13 protein-coding genes are annotated in these 19,892 nt (G+C 64.0%); 7 read left to right on the plus strand and 6 right to left on the minus strand.

Features of this window, described 5'->3' with window-relative positions; genetic code table 11:
- Window positions 1–5: 5 nt before the first annotated feature.
- On the minus strand, window positions 6–920 hold the full coding sequence (locus tag OKA05_RS10715) for a hypothetical protein (protein ID WP_264487131.1): 915 nt from the start codon (window positions 918–920) through the stop codon (window positions 6–8).
- Between the two features lie 664 nt (window positions 921–1,584).
- Between OKA05_RS10715 and priA the strand changes: the two genes are divergently transcribed.
- The 7 genes from priA to creC all read left to right on the plus strand — a co-directional run bounded on the left by priA (window position 1,585) and on the right by creC (window position 11,421).
- Window positions 1,585–3,816, plus strand: coding sequence for a replication restart helicase PriA (priA, locus tag OKA05_RS10720; protein WP_264487132.1), 2,232 nt, complete (start codon window positions 1,585–1,587; stop codon window positions 3,814–3,816).
- A 320-nt stretch (window positions 3,817–4,136) separates the two neighbouring features.
- On the plus strand, window positions 4,137–5,327 hold the full coding sequence (locus OKA05_RS10725; protein ID WP_264487133.1) for a tetratricopeptide repeat protein: 1,191 nt from the start codon (window positions 4,137–4,139) through the stop codon (window positions 5,325–5,327).
- An 81-nt stretch (window positions 5,328–5,408) separates the two neighbouring features.
- A complete protein-coding gene (locus OKA05_RS10730) occupies window positions 5,409–6,860 on the plus strand; it encodes an SGNH/GDSL hydrolase family protein (protein ID WP_264487134.1) in 1,452 nt (483 codons plus the stop codon).
- A gap of 107 nt (window positions 6,861–6,967) precedes the next feature.
- Window positions 6,968–8,359 carry an ethanolamine ammonia-lyase subunit EutB gene (locus OKA05_RS10735; protein WP_264487135.1) on the plus strand — a complete coding sequence of 464 codons (1,392 nt, stop codon included), beginning with the start codon at window positions 6,968–6,970 and terminating at the stop codon, window positions 8,357–8,359.
- Entirely contained in the window at window positions 8,356–9,087 is a 732-nt protein-coding gene (eutC, locus tag OKA05_RS10740) for an ethanolamine ammonia-lyase subunit EutC (RefSeq protein ID WP_264487136.1), read from the plus strand. The genes OKA05_RS10735 and eutC overlap by 4 nt, the downstream gene beginning before the upstream one ends.
- Window positions 9,088–9,195: 108 nt before the next feature.
- Entirely contained in the window at window positions 9,196–9,888 is a 693-nt protein-coding gene (gene creB, locus OKA05_RS10745; protein ID WP_264487137.1) for a two-component system response regulator CreB, read from the plus strand.
- Between the two features lie 105 nt (window positions 9,889–9,993).
- Window positions 9,994–11,421 (plus strand): two-component system sensor histidine kinase CreC, encoded by a 1,428-nt coding sequence (gene creC, locus OKA05_RS10750; RefSeq protein WP_264487138.1) that lies wholly within the window; start codon window positions 9,994–9,996, stop codon window positions 11,419–11,421.
- A 49-nt stretch (window positions 11,422–11,470) separates the two neighbouring features.
- Here the strand turns inward: creC and OKA05_RS10755 are convergent, their stop codons facing one another.
- The 5 genes from OKA05_RS10755 to OKA05_RS10775 all read right to left on the minus strand — a co-directional run bounded on the left by OKA05_RS10755 (window position 11,471) and on the right by OKA05_RS10775 (window position 19,885).
- On the minus strand, window positions 11,471–12,904 hold the full coding sequence (locus OKA05_RS10755; protein WP_264487139.1) for a sulfatase-like hydrolase/transferase: 1,434 nt from the start codon (window positions 12,902–12,904) through the stop codon (window positions 11,471–11,473).
- 72 nt (window positions 12,905–12,976) lie between these two features.
- Window positions 12,977–16,924 (minus strand): hypothetical protein, encoded by a 3,948-nt coding sequence (locus OKA05_RS10760; RefSeq protein WP_264487140.1) that lies wholly within the window; start codon window positions 16,922–16,924, stop codon window positions 12,977–12,979.
- A gap of 170 nt (window positions 16,925–17,094) precedes the next feature.
- A complete protein-coding gene (locus tag OKA05_RS10765) occupies window positions 17,095–17,799 on the minus strand; it encodes a hypothetical protein (RefSeq protein WP_264487141.1) in 705 nt (234 codons plus the stop codon).
- 9 nt (window positions 17,800–17,808) lie between these two features.
- Window positions 17,809–18,840: a vWA domain-containing protein gene (locus tag OKA05_RS10770; RefSeq protein ID WP_264487142.1), complete on the minus strand. Its 1,032-nt coding sequence runs from the start codon at window positions 18,838–18,840 to the stop codon at window positions 17,809–17,811.
- Window positions 18,841–18,970: 130 nt separating this feature from the next.
- Entirely contained in the window at window positions 18,971–19,885 is a 915-nt protein-coding gene (locus OKA05_RS10775; protein WP_264487143.1) for a vWA domain-containing protein, read from the minus strand.
- Between the last annotated feature and the right edge of the window lie 7 nt (window positions 19,886–19,892).

Genomic DNA, 19,892 nt, shown 5'->3' on the forward strand with positions numbered 1-19,892 from the left:
TGCCGCTAGCCACCGGGGGTCAAGCCCTCCGGGATGGTCTCCAGCACCTTGGCCCGCAGCGACTCATCCGGAATGCGCATCGCCCACGTCCGCGCCGCCTCTTGATCCCGTCGCCACAGGAAATTGACGAACGTGTGGACAGACGCGGTATAGGCGGGGCTGCCGGGGTTGTTCAAAACCCAGTCACCTGCAGCCGCCGTATCGCGTTGGCACCATGAGTTCATGGCATTGATGGTGGCGCTTTCGTTGCCCGTGCGCCCCGCCCATTCCATGGCCTGGACCGGATCGCGCTCGGCAAAAGCCTTCGCGGTGTTTCCCAGGATCCCGCCTTCGGCGGCCCACGGCTCGTCCAAATTCTTCTCCAGCCACGCTGCCGCCTTATCCGGTTCGAAGGCCCGCTTCACCTCGGAGATCCTCTGGGCAAGGCCTTGGATATCCTTCGCCGGTGCTCCGGCCTTCTGAATCCCGGCGAACCATTCATCCAGCTCCTCCTGTCCTCCCTGGCGGCTGATCGCCTCCACCACCACATCGTATTCCCCGCGCATTCCGAGCCCGCTCTTGAACAGCCACTCGGCCGCAGCCTTGGGATCGACATTGGCCCAGCCCTTCACCATTCCATAGATGAGGGTCCGGTCACCGGTCGCCATCTCAGGGCTTGATTCCACATGCCGGAGGGCGGCTGCAGGATCGGTCTCCGCCCAATGAAGCATCGTCTGGTTTCTCGCCTCGCCTTTGGCCGCCGAGTTCCAGTCCTCGAATTCCGGGCTCTGGATAAACGCCAGCGCCGCCGCCGGATCGCGCCTCCCCCAGCTCGCCCATAGCCGCGTCCACTCGGTGGCATTGCCGCAGCCGCGCAGGTCACTTTCCCGGATCAGGGAAAGGATGGTGGCATAGTCCGCCACATCGGTCCGCTCCAGCATGTTGTCGAACCTCGTGAACCGGCGCTGCTCCACACTATCGCGAAAGATCGAGCGAACCGACTCCGCGAAATCTTTCGACTCCTTGGGAGTCTGGCGACGCGCCCTCGGCCCACCGGTGGAACCATCCTGCGAGACACCCTCATGTCCCGTTCCTCCCTGACGCGAAGACTTCGCCGCATCACCCGCAGCATCCCCCCCATCAGCCGGGCGGCCCAACAACCAGCCCCCCAAACCTCCGGCAACCAGACCCGAAACGAAAATCGCGGCAGCTCGCGAACGGATGATGGAAGATGATGGCATGGGCAGGAAGTCCTCGGCTTAGAGCAAGAAAGATCCTTCCGAGAATCTCCTGATAGCGAATGAACCCTCCCGTCCATTCCCCCTCAAGCATCTTCGTGCACTGATATCCACTAGGACGTCTCACCCTTGCCACCGGGAGCACCGAATTCATCCGGCTTGGACGGTCAAGAATCCCCGGGAGCGCCGGTCTTCAGACCGGCCCGATTGGTCCCCCGCTGTCCTTGAAGACCAACGATCCCCACAGAGTCAGCAATCCTCACCTCGCCGAAACACCCGTGGCCCTGCCCGTCCCTCGTCAAACTTGGCGAACTTCGCGTCTTGGCGGTTCCCATCGCCCGCCGCTCCGGCATAGAACGTCCCCGCGATGCCCGCCGCCCGCGTCCTCATCGACGGCCCTTCAGAGCTCGTCTTCGACTACGCCATTCCCGACGGCCTGAACGTTCAGCCCGGCTGCCGCGTCCGCATTCCCCTGCGCAACAAGCTCTCCCAAGGCACCGTGCTCGATCTGGTCGAGCAACAGGGTGACCTCGGCTTCTCGCTCCGGCCGCTCCATTCGCTCAGCGATCCCGAGCCGCTGATCACGCCGAACCTGCTGAAAGCCGGCCGCTGGATCGCCGGCTACTATGGATGCAGTATCGAAAGCGTGATCCGCGCGCTGCTGCCGGAGGCCGTCCGCACCGAGGACAACTCGGCCAAGGTCCGCAAGACGGTCGTGCTCGATAGCGAGCCTTCACCCGAGATCCTCGCCAAGCTCCAGAAGCGTGCCCCGAAACAAGCCGCCATCCTTTCCCTGCTCGCCTACGCACCGGAGAAGAAGATGGCCCTCGCCGACCTCGGCGACGGGGCCTCTGCATCGGTGAAATCCCTCGCCAAGCAGGAACTCGTCCGCCTCATCGATGAGGAGGTCCGCCGCGATCCCGAAGCCGACGGCATTGAGGAAATCCTCCCCGACTCCCCGCTCCCGCTCAATGACGAGCAGGAAGCCGCGCTGAAGGTCGTCCTAGCGTCCCTCCACTCTCCATCCTCAGAGCTCAAGTCTCCCATCCTGCTCCACGGCGTCACCGGCTCGGGCAAGACCGAGGTCTACCTGCAAGCCGCCCGCGCCACACTCGATCTTGGCAAGACCGTCCTCGTCCTCGTCCCCGAGATCTCTCTAACACCGCAGACCGTCCGCCGCTTCCGCGCCCGCTTCGCCGGCATCCAGGAGCAGGTCGCGGTGCTGCACTCGAATCTTTCCCAAGGCGAGCGCTTCGACGAATGGCACCGCATCCGCAAGGGCATCGCGCGCATCGTCATCGGCGCACGCTCGGCGGTCTTCGCACCGCTGCCAGACCTGGGGCTCATCCTCGTCGATGAAGAGCACGAGAACACCTACAAGCAGGACCAGATCCCCCGCTACCATGGACGCGATGTCGCCGTGCTCCGCGCCTCACTCGAAGGCTGCGCCATCGTGCTCGGCTCCGCCACGCCCTCGCTGGAGTCGTTTCAAAACACGCTCGATGGCAAGTACCAGCTCGTCCGCCTCGCCAAGCGCGCGGATGGCCAGTCGCTGCCACTGATCCGCGTGCTCGACATGCGGTTGGAGAAGCAGAAGCAAAAAGGCGGCATGGCGATTCTCTCCGACCGCCTGCGCGTCGCTCTTGAGCAACGCCTGGTGAAGAACGAGCAATCGATCCTCTTCCTCAATCGCCGCGGCTTCGCCCGCTCCCTGCAATGCCCCTCCTGCGGCCACGTCTGCATGTGCCCGCACTGCTCGGTGTCGCTGACCTATCACCGCGATGACGAGCGCCTGATGTGCCACATCTGCGGCCATCAGGCGGTGGTGCCCCGCAAGTGCCCCGAGTGCCGAGACCCCGCCATCGCCTTGCAAGGCTACGGCACGCAGAAGGTCGAGGAGATCCTCGCGAAGGTGCTGCCGAACGCGAAGATCGCCCGCATCGATGCCGATGCCATGCGCAAGAAGCACGCGCTGCGCGACTTGCTCAATGCCTTCCAAGCCCGCAAGATCGACGTGCTCATCGGCACCCAGATGATCGCCAAGGGACTGCATTTCCCGAACGTCACGCTGGTCGGCATCCTCAATGCCGACATCGGCCTCCACGTCCCCGACTTCCGCGCCGGCGAGCGCGTCTTCCAACTCCTCACCCAGGTCGCCGGCCGCGCGGGACGCGGCGAACTTGAAGGCGAGGTCATCGTGCAGACCTTCACGCCGCACTCACCGTCGATCCAGTTCGCCCGCCATCACGACTTCGATGGCTTCGCTGAACAGGAACTCGAGTTCCGCCGCCAATTCGGCTTCCCGCCCTTCGCCCACTGCGCCGTTCTAACAAGCCGCTCGACCCACGAGCGCCGCGCCGAATTCACGCTGCAGACGCTCCACCGCCGTCTCACCGAGGACACGCCACCGGAGATCGTCATCGGCGAGCCGCTGCCAAGCCCGCTGGTGAAGACCCACGGCCAATTCCGCTTCCAGCTCATGCTCCGCAGCCCCAAGGCCCGGGTGCTGACCCGCCACGTCCAGCAAGTGCTCCAAAAGACCCCCCTCCCGGAAGACGTGACCGTGGTCTTCGATATGGACGCGTGGAGCTTCACGTGATCGACACCAGGATCGACGCTCCAGCGAGGGAATATCGAATCGGATTTTTCGAAAATCGTTCTCTTCCAGCGACTTTCAAACGCGAAGGATCGACAGAAAGATCGACGCTCGCGCCCCCTGTCCTCGCTGCAAAATGCTTCCGCCCCAACGGCACCGTGGCGGGCACACGCACCCATTGAAACGACGGTTTTCACGTAGGAAGCCCCTGATCCAGAGTCCCCGGCGGGCTTCGGGTCAGTGTCAGGCATGACACATTCGAACTTGCCGGGGCGGCGGACCGGGTCGATGGGTGACTGTTATTCCAAAAAAACTCCGTGAGTATGAATCCCACAACCGCCAACGAGAAAGACCTGAAGGAGGCCTTGAAAGAGAACCCTGCCGACTGGGACACCCGCAAGCGACTGGCCCACCTGCTCTACGATCAGGAGCGCTTCACCGATGCCGCCAACCTCGTGTGGGCGACCGATGAGATCCCTAACATCGACCTCGAATTGGCCTTCGCCGCACGCGTGCTCGCCAAGGCCGCCCCGCGGAAGGCGATCCGCCTGCTCACCGCTTTGCTCGAGCTCAACCAAGGCAAAGCCGTCCAAAATCTCGGGCTCGCCAATGCCCTGCTCCACCACGGCATGGTGCTACAGGCGGCGCGGTTCTACGGAGCTGCCATGGAAGCCGACCCCGAGCTTGGCAACGCGGACCTCGAGCACTTCATGTTGTGGACCGATGACGAGGAAACCCTGTGGGGCAACTTCAAGAACCGCAGGCCGAGACTCGGCGAGCTGCCGTGGATGAGACGCAGCCTGGAAGAGTCGATGAAGCTCACGGCCTCGATCAGCCGCCACACCACGCCGATCCGCGTGGCGAGCCTGGAGCCGGCCCTCGGCGAGGAGCTGTCGAACGAACTCTACGAGCAGACGCCCGCCAAGCGTGCCCAGCCCAGCCCGCCGCCCGCGGTGACCATCCCGATGGATCGCGTCAACCCGAAGGACCGTCTTTTCGATCCCGACCTCGGCGCGCCCAGCGAACCCGAGCCAGCGAAAAAGCGGGCACGCCCCGCCGCGAAGAAGGCCGCCAAAGTCCCGGAGAAGGCTTCCGCTGTGCCCAAGCCGTCCGCGACTCCCACAACGCCTCAGCCCGATCTGCCATCGACGCCCACAGCCCCCCCAGCAGGGCCGCGCAAGCCCGACATGCCGGCCGCTGCGCCCGCCGCCGGTCCGCGCAGACCCGACATGCCAGCCGCACCCGCCGGAGCTCCGCGCAGGCCTGACCTGCCCTCGACCTCCACCGCGCCTGCTTCTGCCCCCGCTGCGGCCCCGCGCAAGCCCGAGCTGCCGCCCTTGGCCGCACCGACCGTCGGCGGGAATATGCCGGTCCCGCCTCCGAGCTTGCCGGGCGGTGGAAAGGCTCCAGCGAGAACTGCCTCACCGGATCTCCCCGGGCTCACGAAGCTCAAGCTCACGCCCTCGCATCCGTCCAAGTTGAAGATGCCGCCCAAGAGCGAAGACGAAGGCTGATCTTTTTTCAACGTCGCACCGGTCATCCGAAGCCGGTCTCCCGGATCGACTTCGCGTTGGCAGGTCGCTATGGCTTCTGCGATGAAGGCCTTCTCCGCATTCCTCGCCGCGACATTCCTGCTCGGCCGGGCTCCCCTGCCTGCTGCCGAGCAGATCATCGTGCTCGGCGACTCGCTTACCTTCGCCTACGAGGCATCGTTTGCCTTCAACAAAACGATCAATGGCACCTCCTACGGCGACGGCTTTGGCTCCGGAGTCCGAAATTGGATCGAGATACTCAGCTCCAGCTCCTACCGCCAGAACTCCTTCGACCTCGGTGCTCGGGACAGCATTTCAGTATTCAGTCTTAGTCCGTTCGGCTTCGTCCAACTCTACTTCCGCCAGAAAAACAACTGGGCCATTCCCGGGCTCAAGGTGGATCAACTCCGGCGCTTCGTAAGCGGGGATGCCACCGTGACCGAGCTTCTCGCCGAGGATCCCGACTTCGCCAGCCTGAACACAGCGCTGAACTTCTCCGACTTCAACGAAGATGCTGACTTCAACGTCGCCGACCTCGAAACGCAGATCGCCACGACCGCCGAGCGGCTCACGTTCTTCATCGGCGGCAATGACATCAACGCGATCTACGGGACCATCTACGGTGGCGGTTCTCCCGGCGCCTTTGTGGATGACTTCATCGCCGACTCGGCGTTCATCCTCGATTGGGTCCTCGACCTGAATCCCTCCATCCAGATCGTGGTGGTGAATGTCCCGCACGTCGGCATCACGCCTGACGTACAGCTTACCTATCCCACGGACCCGGTGAAAACGGCCCTCGTCACCTCGGTGCTGGCCGATCTCAATTCACGGCTTGCGACGCTGGCCGAAGAGCGCGAACTCGCTTACGCCGATATTTTCACACCCACCTTGCCGCTTCTGAATCCGGCACCGCTCTGCATTCACGGTCTGCAATTCACCAATTCAGGATCGACGACCGGCGACCTGAACTACGTCTGGCTCAATGGCCCGGTCAGCGCGAACTTCCATCCCAATACCAACGCACAGGCAGTCATCGCGAATACCATCGTCGACGCCTTCAACCGACGTTACGCCACCGGCATCGCGCCGCTCACCGCGACTGAAATTCTCGGCGGACTGCTCGGCAAGTCGGCCGCCGCGATCGACATGAACTACGCCACCTGGATCTCCAATCATGCCCTTCCCGGTGCCACGGACATCGATGACTCGGATGGCGATGGCATTCCCACCGGAGTCGAGTTCGGGCTCGGCCTAAATCCCACTCTCAGCGACGGATGGAAGGTGGCGAGCCGCTTGGTCAGCGGGACGAGCGGCAGGGAACTTGAGCTATCTTATCCGCTGCGGCTGACCACCACCACACGCTTTACCCTGCGGCCAGCCTCGGCCGCTAATTCACTCGACCCGTTTATCCCGTTTACCACGCCCCCCGTGCCCGGCGCCGATGGCCTTGCACGTGCTCGCATCTCGGCGACCGGCCCGCGGGCCTTTCTTCGCCTCAACTGCACCCTTCCGTGAGGGGGGACATCGCGGAACGAAGTGCTGTGCCCTCACCGCTCGCAATGTTGATTGGCGGCTTGCCAAACTCGCTCCCCTTCCGGCGCGTGACATGCTAACGCTCCCGCATGCCGTGGAGCACCACCATCGCCGGCCGCACCCACTGCTTCGCCGATCTCCGCATCTTGCTGGCGAAGGCCACTCCGCTGCGTTCGGGTGACGTGCTGGCTGGCCTTGCCGCGGAGTCTGCGGAGGAGCGCGTGGCCGCGCAGTATCTCCTCACCGATCTGCCGCTCTCGCATTTTCTCAATGACCCGCTCATCCCCTATGAGGACGACGAAGTCACCCGCCTGATCCACGACCGCCACGATGCCGCCGCCTTCGCCCCGGTCGCTGGACTCACGGTGGGTGAGTTCCGCGACTGGCTGCTCGCTTACGAAACGGACACGGAAACGCTCACCGCGCTCGCACCCGGCCTTACGCCGGAGATGGTCGCGGCGGTCAGCAAGATCATGGCGAATCAGGACCTGATCCTCGTCGCGTCAAAGTGCGAGGTCATCACCCGCTTTCGCAATACCCTCGGCCAGCGCGGGCGGCTGTCCGTGCGACTCCAGCCGAATCACCCTACCGACGACCTCCGCGGCATTGCCGCGTCCATGCTCGATGGCCTGCTGTTAGGCTGTGGCGATGCGGTCATCGGCATCAATCCCGCCACCGACCAAGCCTCCACCACTTGCGCGCTGCTGGAGCTGATGGACAGCCTCATTTCCCGCTATGAGATCCCCACCCAATCCTGCGTGCTCGCCCACGTGACCACCCAGCTCCGCGCGATCGAGGCGGGGGCACCCGTCGATCTCGTCTTCCAATCCATCGCCGGCTCGCAGGCGGCGAATGCCAGCTTCGGCATCGACCTCGCCATGCTGCGGGAGGCGCGCGACGCCGCGCTTTCACTGAATCGCGGCACCCTCGGCGAGAACGTCATGTATTTCGAGACCGGCCAAGGCAGCGCGCTTTCGGCGGACGCTCACCATGGCATCGACCAGCAGACCATGGAAGCCCGCGCCTACGCCGTGGCTCGCGAGTTCTCGCCACTGCTGGTGAATACGGTGGTCGGCTTCATCGGCCCCGAGTATCTCTTCGATGGCAAGCAGATCACCCGCGCCGGCTTGGAGGACCACTTCTGCGGCAAGCTGCTCGGCCTGCCGATGGGCTGCGATGTCTGCTACACGAATCATGCCGAGGCGGATCAGGATGACATGGACAACCTGCTCACCCTGTTAGGCGTGGCCGGCTGCAATTACATCATGGGCGTGCCCGGCGCGGACGACATCATGCTCGGCTATCAATCGACTTCGTTTCACGATGCCCACTACCTGCGGCAGGTTCTTGGGAAAAAGCCGGCTCCTGAATTCGAAGCATGGCTGGAGAAGACCGGCATCGCCGATCGCGGCGGACGCCTTGGAAAAGACTCCCGCGCCCTTGCCGATGCTCCTGCCGCCCTGGGACTTCTCGCGCCATGAATGACGAAGCCCATCCGCTGAAGCAATGGACCAGCGCCCGTGTTGGAACCGGCCGCACTGGCGGGTCCTTGCCGCACCGCGAGTTGCTTGGCTTCCGCCTCGACCACGCGAAGGCCCGCGACGCCGTCCATGCGCCCTTTGACCCGGCCTCGCTCGCCGCGGAATTGGAATCGCTCGGTCACCCGCTCATCCTCGCACCCTCGCAAGCCAGTGACCGCGCCACCTACCTCCAGCGGCCCGATCTCGGACGGCGGCTTTCACCGGATGGCCGCGAACGTCTCATCGCGGCCAAAGGCGACTACGATCTCGTGTTAATTTTGGCCGATGGACTCTCAGCGACCGCGGCCCATCGCCAGGGACCACTGCTGCTCGGAGCCCTGCTTCCGCTGTTAGAGAACTGGTCGCTCGCTCCGCTGGTGATCGCTCCTTTCGCCCGCGTCGCCCTACAGGATGAAATCGGTAGCACGCTCGGAGCGCGTGCCGCCCTGATCCTCCTCGGCGAACGGCCCGGCCTCGGTTCGCCGGACAGCCTCGGTGCCTATCTCGTTCACGCCCCCCGGCCGGGCAATACCGATGCGAAGCGCAACTGCGTCTCGAACATCCGGCCGGAGGGACTGCCCCCCGCCGCCGCCGCCCACCGCATCTCCTGGCTGCTGCACGAATCCCGGCGGCTCGGTTTCAGCGGCGTGGATCTGAAGGACACCAGCGACGTCACGCGCTTGATCTGAGGATGCCCGCCCCCCTGCCCGGTTAGATTTCCCGGCTGGCCACGATTTCACCGGTTCTTCACAGTCGGGCCACGCTCCGGGCGAATCCGGCGCTCTTTCTTCAAACCCATGAACGTCCTGCTCGTCGAAGACGAACCCGCCATCGCCGACACCTTGGTCTATGCGCTCAAGACCGAGTGCTTCGAGGTCCATCACGCGCTGACCGGCCAGGAAGCGCTCGATGCCTTCGCGGCCAAGCCCTTCGATTTCGCCATCCTCGACATCGGGCTGCCGGACATGACCGGCCTAGACGTCTGCAAGAAACTCCGCGAGAGCTCGACCGTCCCGGTGCTTTTCCTCACCGCCCGCGACGGCGAGGTGGACCGGATTCTCGGCCTCGAACTCGGCGGCGACGACTACGTCACCAAGCCCTTCAGCCCGCGCGAGATCGTCGCCCGCATCCGCGCCATCCTGCGGCGCTCGCAAAACGGCAGCACCGCTCCTGCTTCAGCGAAGCTCCCTGAAGTGCCGACCGGCGTGCTCCACCACGACCCGGCCGCGATGCGTATCCATTGCCACGGCAGCGAACTCGATCTCACCGCCCACGAGTACAAGCTGCTGCTCGTCTTCATGAAAAACCCGCGCCGCGTGCTCAGCCGCGACCAGCTCCTCGACCACGCCTGGGCCGATCCCGGTGCCGTCACCGACCGCACCATCGACGCCCACATCAAGTCGATCCGCGCTAAACTTCGCACCGCGAAAGCCGGTGCCGAAGACCTGATCCAGACCCGTCGCGGGCTGGGCTATTTGTTTGTCCCCTGAAGACAGAAGACTTCAAGACGACAGACAGAAGACTGGAGCCCGCGATGAGCACCTGCCTTTTTCCAGTCTTGCGTCTTCTGTCTTGAAGTCTTCTGTCTCCCTCCCATGCGCCTCACCCGCGTCACCCTGTTCTTCATCGCGCTGATCATCGGCACGGGTCTCTACCTGCTGATGCGCCAGCAGCTTTCCGTGGTGGAGCCGCAGACCTATCAGGCCACCGAGGAATCGATGGTCGATGCCGCCCAGCTCCTCGCTGCCTTCGTCGAGGCCGACCTGAAGGCCGGCGACTTCGACAAGGAACGCTTCGAGGAAGCCTTCCACGGGGCCACGCGGCGGAAATTCGAGGCGCTCATCCATGGCCACCTCAAGGACCATATCCGCCTCGGAGCCTACGTGACCGACGCCCGGGGCGTCTGCCTATTCGATTCCGGCGGCCGGCTGGAGGGCAGCCGCCTTGGCCACATGCGGGACGTCGCCCTCACCCTGGGTGGCAAGTACGGTGCCCGCAGTAGCAGGACGGATGAGAACAACCCCTTTTCCTCGGTGCTCCATGTGGGTGCCCTGATCGGGCCCATCGAAAGCCCCTTCGGTGTGCTCACCGTTTACAAGCCACAGGCCGACGTGCTGCCGATCGTCGATGCCCGCCGCCGCGGCATCTACTGGGGCACCGGGCTCATCGGTGCCGGCATCCTCTTCCTCGTCACCGCCGTCTTCATCTGGCAGTACCGGCCGGTCGGCCTGCTCACCGAGTATGCCCGCGAGATCGAGTCGGGAAAACGCCCGCCGCTGCCGAAGCTCGGGGCGGGCAAGGAAGTCAATACCCTGGCCCGCGCCCTGGAATCGATGCGTGAAGCACTCGAAGGCCGCCGCTACGCCGAGCGCTACGTCCAGACCCTGACCCACGAGATGAAGAGCCCGCTCGCAGCGATCCGCGGTGCGGCGGAACTGCTCGACGAAGAGATGCCGGAAGCCGACCGCCGCCGCTTCCTCGAAAACATCCGCGCCGAATCCGGCCGGGCCGAGCGCCTGCTCAATCGCCTGTTAGAGCTTTCCGCCCTCGAAGGCCGCAGCAGCCTCGAGGAAACCGAGACCGTCGATCTCGTTCCCATCGTCGCCCGCGCCATCGACCAAGCCAAGCCACCGGCCAGCATGGCTCGGGTCACCTTGGACGTTTCTCTCCCGGAGCTTCCGGTGAATGTCCGCGGCGATGCCTTCATCCTGCGCTCCGCGGTCACGAACCTGCTGGAGAACGCCATCGATTTCTCCCCCGCCGGAGCTACGGTGGATATCGTACTTCAGCCGGACGGCGGCATCACCATATCCGATCGCGGCCCGGGCGTCCCCGACTACGCGCGGGAAAAGATCTTCGAGCGCTTCTACTCGCTCAAGCATCACTCCTCCGGTCGCAAGGGCACAGGCCTGGGCCTCACCTTGGTCAAGGAAGCCGCCGAACTCCACGGCGGCTCCATCTCCATCGCAGACCGTGAGGACGGCGGCACGGTCGCCAAGCTGGCCTTGCCGGTCGTGCCATAAGGAGTGTCGACATTCTGTCGACACGGCGTGGACAGAATGTCCACGTTCCTTAATCCCAAAACGTCTTCTCCGCCGCAAACGATGCATGGAACGCATCGATCACGCCCTTCAGCTCGTTCACCTTCGCGCCCTCTTGCGACGCCCGGTCGATCCGCTCGTAGGGATCCTCCTCCACGTTAAATAGCAGCGGCTTTTCATTCGATGCCGCAAATCCGTGGTTGTTGCCGGTTTGCGAGAACAGGCGAGTGTGAAGCTTCCACGGGCCCATCCTCGCACCATAGATCGAACTGTCCGGTTGCCCGGTGTAGATATACCGAAAATCCGCCACCGTCCCCGGAAATGCCGAGGGATTGAGGTAGGAACGGATGTCCCTCCCATCGATGGCCCTGCCGGCAGGAAGCGGCTCGCCGGCAAGCGCGAAAGCGGTGGGCAGCACGTCCATCGTCGAGGCAGGCTGGCGCACCACCGTCGCCGGCAAGATGGTCCCCGGCCAGTACCACACGCCGACCTCGCGGACGCCCCCTTCCCAAGTGGAGCCCTTGCCATCGCGGAATGGCAAGGCGGATCCAACCAATCTACGAGCTTCGCCGTACTTCGGATGGTTCACGTCATTCTGGTGGGAGATCCACGGACCATTGTCGGAGGTGAGGATGACCAGCGTGTTTTGCGAGACACCTTCCTTCTCAAGTGCCGTGACCAGCGCGCCCATCATCTCGTCGATCTCCTCGATGCAGTCCCCGTAGGGGCCGCGCAATGACTTGCCCTTGAAAGCCTCGCTCGCATGCACCGGCAGATGCGGCATGTTCGGCGCGATGTAGAGGAGGAAGGGCTTATCCTTGTGGTCCTTGATGAACTGGATGCCAAGGTCGCGGTAGCGCCTTGTCAGGCCCTCTTGCACTGGAACATTCTTACAGATGTCGCGCTCGATGATCTCGTATCCGGCCACCGGTTCCGTGCCGGAGGCCTTCGAACGGATCAGGTTTGAAGACGGATCGTAGTCATTGGAGACATTGGTCCCTTCCCATACCTCGAATCCATGGGCCAATGGCAATGCCTCCGGCGTGTTGCCGTTCGATGGATTCGGATTTCCCAAATGCCACTTGCCGAAGAAGCCGGTGGCATAGCCGCGCTCCTTCAATCCTTCCGCCAGGGTAACCTCCTTCGGGTGAAGATGGCGCGCCGCCGTCGGTGAAAGCGCATAGGAGTTCAGGCCCGATCGGTGAGGATTGCGTCCCGTCATCAGCGCGTAGCGTGATGCTGAACACGCCGGCGAACCGCTGTAGAACTGTGGAAAATTCGCACCGTCCCGCACCATCCGCGAGACGTTCGGGGTATGAATCGTCGGGTTCCCCGTGTGCGAAAAATCGCCGTAGCCGCTGTCATCCAGAAGGACTACGACGATGTTAGGCTTCTCCAGTGCGGGACGCGCTTGGACGACGGCGCAGCCCAGGGTTAACAACAGGCAGGAAACTCGGATCGGCATCACGGGAACGCCATTTACGCAGCATTCCGCCAGATTCCATCGAAAAACCGCCACTCTACGACAGGAAGGCCGCTAAGCCGCCTGCCAGCGCTTCGCAATCGATTCCAGCTCGTCCGCTTGTGGAAGCGCGTCTTCCCGGCCGAAGTGCTTCGCTTCGAGTGCTACGATCTCCTTCTCGATCGCCTCCTTCATCGCAGGCGTGATGCCCTCGCGCTGCTGCAAGCGCCGCAGGTAGCCGATCACGCTGACCGCATTCATATGCGTCGGTAGCGGAATCAGCACGGGGCCTTCGTAAAGTGGTTCCTTGCGACGTTTCGCGGCGGACACCAGTGCGGCGATCAGCGCGACCAACGCCGCGAGACCACCCACGATCCACGGGCCGAGACGTTTGGCACCACCGCCGAGCGCGACTTGCTCGCCCACCGGCTGGAGATCGACATCGACGTAGCGCTGGCGGACCAGACCGTCTTCCTTGGCCAGCTCCGGCTTCACCGCTGGAAAGTGGAAGGACGCCGGCAAAGTTCCGCCCTTCGGCTTCAGCTCCATCCGCCACTCATGCTCGGCCAGCGGTGCGAGGTCTTCCGCGGCGGCATCCAGCTCGATCACGCGAAGGCCGCGATCCTCGATGTTCCCGACCTCGAAGCCTTCGACGTCCTTCGCCATCAACTCGCCGAGCGGCGGGATCAAGCCATGGGCCGTGGCCTTCACTTCGAGATAGAGAAAACCCTTCTCGGCGTGGCTGCGCTCATCGAGCGTCTGCGCCACCTTCAGATCGCGGACAGGCCGCGGCTCAGCCTTCGACGCATCGATCGGCACTTCCGCCGAGGTCACGGGCAGCACGACGTATCCAGACGTATCGTTGAAATCGAGGTCCATCTTGAGCGGCGGCACCTTGTCCACCTGCGGGCCCTTCGGCTTCAGCAGGAAGTAGGCATAGGGCGTGAGCCGCCAGCCGAATTTCGGGTCGGTCATCGACTCGACCTTGTCATTGTGGAAGGTCAGCGAGACCACCTCGAAATGTTCCTCCAACGCGGCGCGGGCCGACTTCTCGAACTTGTCGCGATAGTCCTCGGTCGGTCGGCCGAAGTTCCACGCGTACTGCATGTTGTTCTGGTTCTGCAGGTACTTCTGGAAGCCGCCGGCCTCGCGCTCGATCTCGCGGGTGTGGCGGAGGTTCACGCGCAGGCCGAAAGGCGTGTCGGTGCCCACGCGGTCGGGGCCATCGACCGTGGCATCCAGCTCGATCTCGGTGATGAGGTCGCGGTAGTAGGCGAGCACCTCGCTCGCATCGCGCATCGCCTCGTGGTCGCCGACAATCGCGGCCGCTCCTTCCAGATAGCGGAGCTTCAAATCGGGCGCGACGTTGGCGAGACGGTTGTTGATGGTGGAGGCGAAGGACTTGAGATGACGGACCTTCGTATCCCCGGGCAAGGCATCGAGCGCGGCCTTGATCTTCGCATACTCGTCGGGCGTCGCGACATGGTTGCTCTTCAGCGCTTCCAGCGATGGTGATCCCAGCGCGCCGTAGAACCAGGTCTCAAACACCGAGGTCGTCTCCTTCGTGGGGTCTTCGAGCGGCAAGGTCTTCGCGTAGTCCGCCGCAGCGGAGGCAAGGGCATCGAGCGCGGCGCGCTTGATCTTGCTGTGCTCATGGTTGCCCTCGAGGCTGCTGCGGTAGTTGCTCTCCTCGAAACGAAGGCCGGCGAGCTGTTCCTCCAAGCGCCATGACTCCGTGGGCTTCTTCAGCAATGCACGCTCAAGAACACCTTGCGCCGCCTGATAGCCGACCAGGATCTGCTCCTGCAATTCCTTGTCCTTACGCTTCGTCTGATAGGCCTGCTGGAGCTTCGGGTTCGGCCACAAGCCAGCAAGGTTCAGCCGCATCTTGCCGACCAGCGTGCCGAGCGTTCGCGAGTCGAGCACGTCGGTCGCTCCGAAGACCGACTCGACCGCCTCCACGCGCCAGACCTCGGCCTGGCTGTGGCAGGATATGAAGGCATCGGCCAGCTCGGTGTGGAAGCTCTCGCCGAGATCGAGCGCGCTGATGCCCTTCACCAGCTCGGCCAGCTCGATGAGGTTCCGCTCCTGCTTCGAACGCGTCAGCGGGATCGCTCCCGACTGGTTGTTGAAGCCGTAGAAATACATGTACTGCGAACGGTAGTTCTGGCCCTCGTTCGGGTTGTTGTTCTCCGTCCACACGCGGATGGTCTCGCGGACCAGCGCCTTCGCCTGCTCGCGATCGGTGGAGGAAAGCGTCTTGATCACCGGCAGCGCTTGGTTCTCCTCCTTCACCTTCAGATGCAGTCGTGCCGAAGCGAGCAGGCACTCGTTGCGCGTCGAGCTTTCGATCGCGGCGAGCCACTTCTCGTCCGGCTTGCACTCGAGCAATTCGCCCGCGCCGATCGGCCGCACGCCGGGGCCCTGATAGCCGGTGTTAGGCCGGCTGAAGAACAGGTTCCCCCACTCATCATACTGCGGGACCATGCGGCGTGAATTGCTCTGGTCCTTTTGCCGCGTGACCCCGGCTTCGTAGGCCCACTGGTCCGCGTAGATCGTGAAGATGCCGGCCCACGCGGCGGGATCGAGATCCTTGGTGGAAAGCATCGTCGTCACCGCGGCGTGCTGGAGCTTGAGCTGCTCGAGCCGCAGCGTCTCATCCGGATTCTCGCGCGTCTGCGCGGTGAGCGTGCCTAGCGAAGCGAGCAGCTCGACACCCTCGCCCTGCGGATTCTTGAAGGTCTTCTCAAGCCATTGCTTGCCGGTGTCATCGCCGAGTTGCGGGATCAGCGAAAGCGCGCGAAACAGCGCCTCGGCCTTCGCCTGAGGCGGTGCCTTGGCATCGGTCAGGAAGGACGTGGAAAGCTCCCATGCCAATGGCAGTGCCTCCTTGCCGGCTTCCTTCTTGTCGAGTTGGAAGAGCTCGGCGCGATGGCGGGCGATCAGGTTCAGCGCAGCGTAGTCCTTCTTCTCCTTGGAAACTGTTAGATCGGGCAGGAAGACACCGGCATCCTTCACGAAGCCAGCTTCCATCAGGAATTCCGCAGCCCGTTGGCGCGATGCCGGATCCTCGCCGCCGAAGTGCTGGATGCCCTTGGCGATGGCTTCGAAAAACTCTTTCGGCGGACGCGGGTCCTTCGGCAGCAGCTTCGCCAATCCCTGGATCTGCTTCTTCTGCGGCGGCACCGGCGACGCGGCCGCCAGTCCTAACAAATCATCCGGCGACAGCATGGCCGGCTGCGTATGCGGCTTCGAGCCGCGGGCCATGAGTTCTGGTGGTGGCTGGACTTGCGATGGCGCGGAGAGTTTGGCGACGATCGCCTGATAGGTTTCGCCGGAGACCTCTTTCGGCAGGGCGGCGAGGAAATCCTTCACCTTGCCCCAGCGGCCGAGCACCACGTCCCGGCGGAAGACGGCGGCGTCCTGACGAAACTTCTCCAGCTCCTGCTGGGCCTTCACCGCTTCTGGCGAAGGCTGCGGTGGAGCCGGCGGAGCACCTGCTCCCGGTTGAACGGGAGCACCTGGTTGCACCGGAGCGCCCGGCGCGGCAGCGGCAGCGGCACCCGGCTCCACAGGAGGAGCCGGCGGAACCGGTGGAGCTTCCGGAACCGGCGCGGCCGGCGGAGCTTCCTTGGGCACCTCCTTCGGCGCTTCACTGGCTCGCGCTTCTTCCAATCTCGCCGCGAGAATGCCAGCGGGGCTGCGGTCGAATTGCAGTTCACGGAGAATCCCCGCCTTCTGCTGCTCCACGGTCGGGGCCGGGCGGTTCTTGCTTTGCTCGATCAGCTCGCGGAGGCGATTGAAGTCGAGATCGCCACCGGGGCCACCGCCACCCGGCGCACCCGGCGGCATGACCAGGCCGGGTGGCACGCCATCCTGAGGCGACTCGATGATGACTACATCGCCCCCGCTCGCACCCCCAATGATTGCGCCACCCAGCGCGCCACTACTCTGGACGACGATCTGAGCGGAAAGCGGAGCCGTGAGGACGGCTAAACTGAGCAAAGCGGTGCGAGAGTGCATGATGGGACCGAGGAAATGCTAAAGTGAGAACGCAAGATGAGGAGGGACGACACTCCTGTCGTCCTACGAAGAACGGAAGTGGCATTCCCCAGTGAACAGGGACCAGCGAGGCACTCCTGTCGTGCTCGCATGAAGGAATGGGGGACAAGAGTGTCCCCCCTCCTTACAACTCAAGAACCCTGGCCATCCACCGGCGGACCGGCGCTGGCACCGCGGGCGTCTTCCGGCTTCTTGTTGCCGGTCTTGTTCGACGGCTTGTTGCACTTGCCCGACTTGCAGTTGCACTGCTTCGGGATGGCCTTGCCGTAGAGTTCCTCGGGCTCCATGCGGGCGAGGCGGATCGAGGCTTCCAGGTCGTCCGCGTGCTTCGCGGCGGCCTTGTCATCGCCGGACTCGCTGGCGCGCTGGACGAGCAGCTTCTGCTCCTGGCGCGCGGCTTCGATCTCCGGCTCCCAATCGCTGTCCGGCAGGCCTTCCAGCTTCATGAGATAGGTCATGTAAAAACGCGAGGTGGCGAGGGTCGCCAGCGTTTCATCCCGCAGGCCGGCGTGGGCATTCGGGTCCTGCGCCAGCTCATCGGCCAGGGCCGCGAGTTCCTCGCGGGCCTTGGGCAATTCAGCGGCCTCCATGCGTGCCTTGGCAAGCTCCAGGCGGATGCGGCGGGCCTCGCCGACGTTTTCCTTCGGCAGCTTCGCGAGCGCATCTTCGTAGGAAGAAATCGCCCCCTTCCACTCGCTGGAGGCGGATTTCGAAGTCGCCTGGTCGAGGGACGCGGCGGCGGCATCCAGCTTGATCCCGGTCTGGCCAGGACCGTAGTGATAGGCCAAGAGGCCTAGGGGAACCAGGCACCACAAAGTGAGGACGAGTATTTTCATGGCAGTCTCTTAAGTCGCAAGTTGATCGGATTTGTCAGGGAAAGGAAGCGGCGAGTTCCGCGAAGTTTGGAACCGGCGCGGACCGGGATTCCACCGGGAGCCGGCGAAATGAAGGAGTAGTGGCAGCCCGGCGAGCATCGTGGCACCGAGCGCGGTGAGCAGCATCGCCAATTCGCGCTGGCCGGGCAGCCGCGCCATGCCATCGACCTTCAGTGTGCCCAGCCGCTGGAGCATGGCCGTGGGGACGAGCTTGGCATTGCCATCGTGATATTCGCCGCCGAGTCGGGTCGCGATCTGGCGGAGGGTGGTGCCGTCCTGCCGCGAGTGGCGGCCGTCGATGAAGCTGCCCTTCACCGGGTCCCCCACCCCGGCGACCAGCACGCCGCCGACCGACGCGGGCATCCTCGGCATGCCGGTGGCGGGCACCGAATCGCCATCGCTGATCAGAATAAGCGTCGCGGAGTCGCGCGGCCACTTCGCGGCGATCTTGGCGGCCTCCTCCAGTCCATCGAAGATCCGCGTCTTCCCCGATTGGAAAGCGTGATGCATCGGCAGGTCGCCCATGATGTTATGGATGATTTCCAGGTCGCGCGTCTCTTCCACGACCGGCTTCGCGCCATTGTAAACGGCCACGACGGTGGTGTGCAGCTTGTCGTGGGCAGTCCGGGCGATCACCGACTCCAGCACCGAGCGGGCGCGGTCCATGCGGCTCTCCTTCCCGCCGGCACCAGCGTCGCGCAGGCGCATGCTGGGAGATACATCGAGGACAAGCAGCAGGTGCTGGCGTTCCTTCGCCTCGACCTCCTTCACCGCCGAGCGATGCGCCACCGGCGGCAGCAGCAACAACGTCGCCACGCCCCACGTGAGCATCCCGAGCGCGGCGATGCGGACGAATGGCGCGACCTGACCGGCGAGCGCGGCCTTCTTGCCCGGCCCGAATGCCAGCGCCGCCACACTCCGCACCCGGCCGAGGTGAATCCACTCCGCCCCCGTGGCGAGCACGAGCGCGGCAAGGGCCAGCAGCAGCGGGGTGGTCACCATGGCTTCCTAACAGGTTGAACCGCCAAGACGCCAAGTGCGCCAAGTTGGAAAGTGGTTGGCAGTAACCAAGATACCACCGCCCTCAAGAACTTGGCGTCCTTGGCGTCTTGGCGGTTCCATTTTCCGATACTCACCATGGCGTGTGTCTCAATCCGAACAGGGTGAGCAGGTAGAGCCCGCCGATGCCGAGGCCGGCGAGGGCGAAGGGCTGGAAGAAATCGACAGGGTCGGGCGTGACGCGTTTGAGCGGAGCCTTCTCCATCTCATCGATCTTCGCGAAGACTGCTTTCAAGGATGCGGGATCACCCGCCGCGAAGACTTCGCCGCCGGTCATGGAAGCGATCACGCCGACCTCGTCCGGCGGGCTGCCCTCGGCGACATGGACGTCGTAGACCTTGATGTTGTTTCGCTTCAGGCTCTGCGCGATGGCGATGTCCTGACCATTCATGAGGTCGGCGCTCATGCCATCGGTGAAGAGCACGATCATGCGATCGCCCGAGTCACCGGCCAGCATCGTCTTCTCCGCGGACCGAAGGGCCATGCCGATATTGGTGCCGCCGAACCACCCCGGCAGCACGTCGGGCCTGAGGAAGGGCGGCGCGCACTTGAAGGCGGAGACGTCATTGGTGAGCGGCACCCAATTCAGCACCGCGCTGCCGAAGACGGTTAGACCGAAAGCATCGCCCTTGCGGTAGGTGATGAAATCATTCACCGCGCCCATCGCGGCATCGTAGCGCGTGCCGGAGCCGAAGTTCGCCATCATCGAGCCGGAGACATCGAGGCAGAAGAGGATATTCGTCATCTCCCGTTCGCTGCGCGGCTGCTCGAAGCGCCGCGGCCCGGCGAGGATCGCGATGGCCAGCATCAGCAGCAGCACCGGCAACAGGTCCGCCGTCTTCAGCAGGAAGCCTAACAAGCGCTCGCGGCGCAACGGCTGGTGATCAAATGGCAACGGCACGCGACGCCCGCCTCGTTTCCACAGATACACCGCCAGCCCGACCGGCAGGACGAGCAAGATCAGCAACCATGGATGGGCGAAGGTCATTCAATTC

It is taken from the genome of Luteolibacter arcticus, from assembly GCF_025950235.1.
GTDB lineage: Bacteria > Verrucomicrobiota > Verrucomicrobiia > Verrucomicrobiales > Akkermansiaceae > Haloferula > Haloferula arctica.

Coding starts and splice junctions, on each gene's coding strand:
- OKA05_RS10715 (WP_264487131.1), bottom strand. CDS start 920: ATGCTGGAGCGGACCGATGTGGCGGACTATGCCACCATCCTTTCCCTG.
- priA (WP_264487132.1), top strand. CDS start 1,585: ATGCCCGCCGCCCGCGTCCTCATCGACGGCCCTTCAGAGCTCGTCTTC.
- OKA05_RS10725 (WP_264487133.1), top strand. CDS start 4,137: ATGAATCCCACAACCGCCAACGAGAAAGACCTGAAGGAGGCCTTGAAA.
- OKA05_RS10730 (WP_264487134.1), top strand. CDS start 5,409: ATGAAGGCCTTCTCCGCATTCCTCGCCGCGACATTCCTGCTCGGCCGG.
- OKA05_RS10735 (WP_264487135.1), top strand. CDS start 6,968: ATGCCGTGGAGCACCACCATCGCCGGCCGCACCCACTGCTTCGCCGAT.
- eutC (WP_264487136.1), top strand. CDS start 8,356: ATGAATGACGAAGCCCATCCGCTGAAGCAATGGACCAGCGCCCGTGTT.
- creB (WP_264487137.1), top strand. CDS start 9,196: ATGAACGTCCTGCTCGTCGAAGACGAACCCGCCATCGCCGACACCTTG.
- creC (WP_264487138.1), top strand. CDS start 9,994: ATGCGCCTCACCCGCGTCACCCTGTTCTTCATCGCGCTGATCATCGGC.
- OKA05_RS10755 (WP_264487139.1), bottom strand. CDS start 12,904: ATGCCGATCCGAGTTTCCTGCCTGTTGTTAACCCTGGGCTGCGCCGTC.
- OKA05_RS10760 (WP_264487140.1), bottom strand. CDS start 16,924: ATGCACTCTCGCACCGCTTTGCTCAGTTTAGCCGTCCTCACGGCTCCG.
- OKA05_RS10765 (WP_264487141.1), bottom strand. CDS start 17,799: ATGAAAATACTCGTCCTCACTTTGTGGTGCCTGGTTCCCCTAGGCCTC.
- OKA05_RS10770 (WP_264487142.1), bottom strand. CDS start 18,840: ATGGTGACCACCCCGCTGCTGCTGGCCCTTGCCGCGCTCGTGCTCGCC.
- OKA05_RS10775 (WP_264487143.1), bottom strand. CDS start 19,885: ATGACCTTCGCCCATCCATGGTTGCTGATCTTGCTCGTCCTGCCGGTC.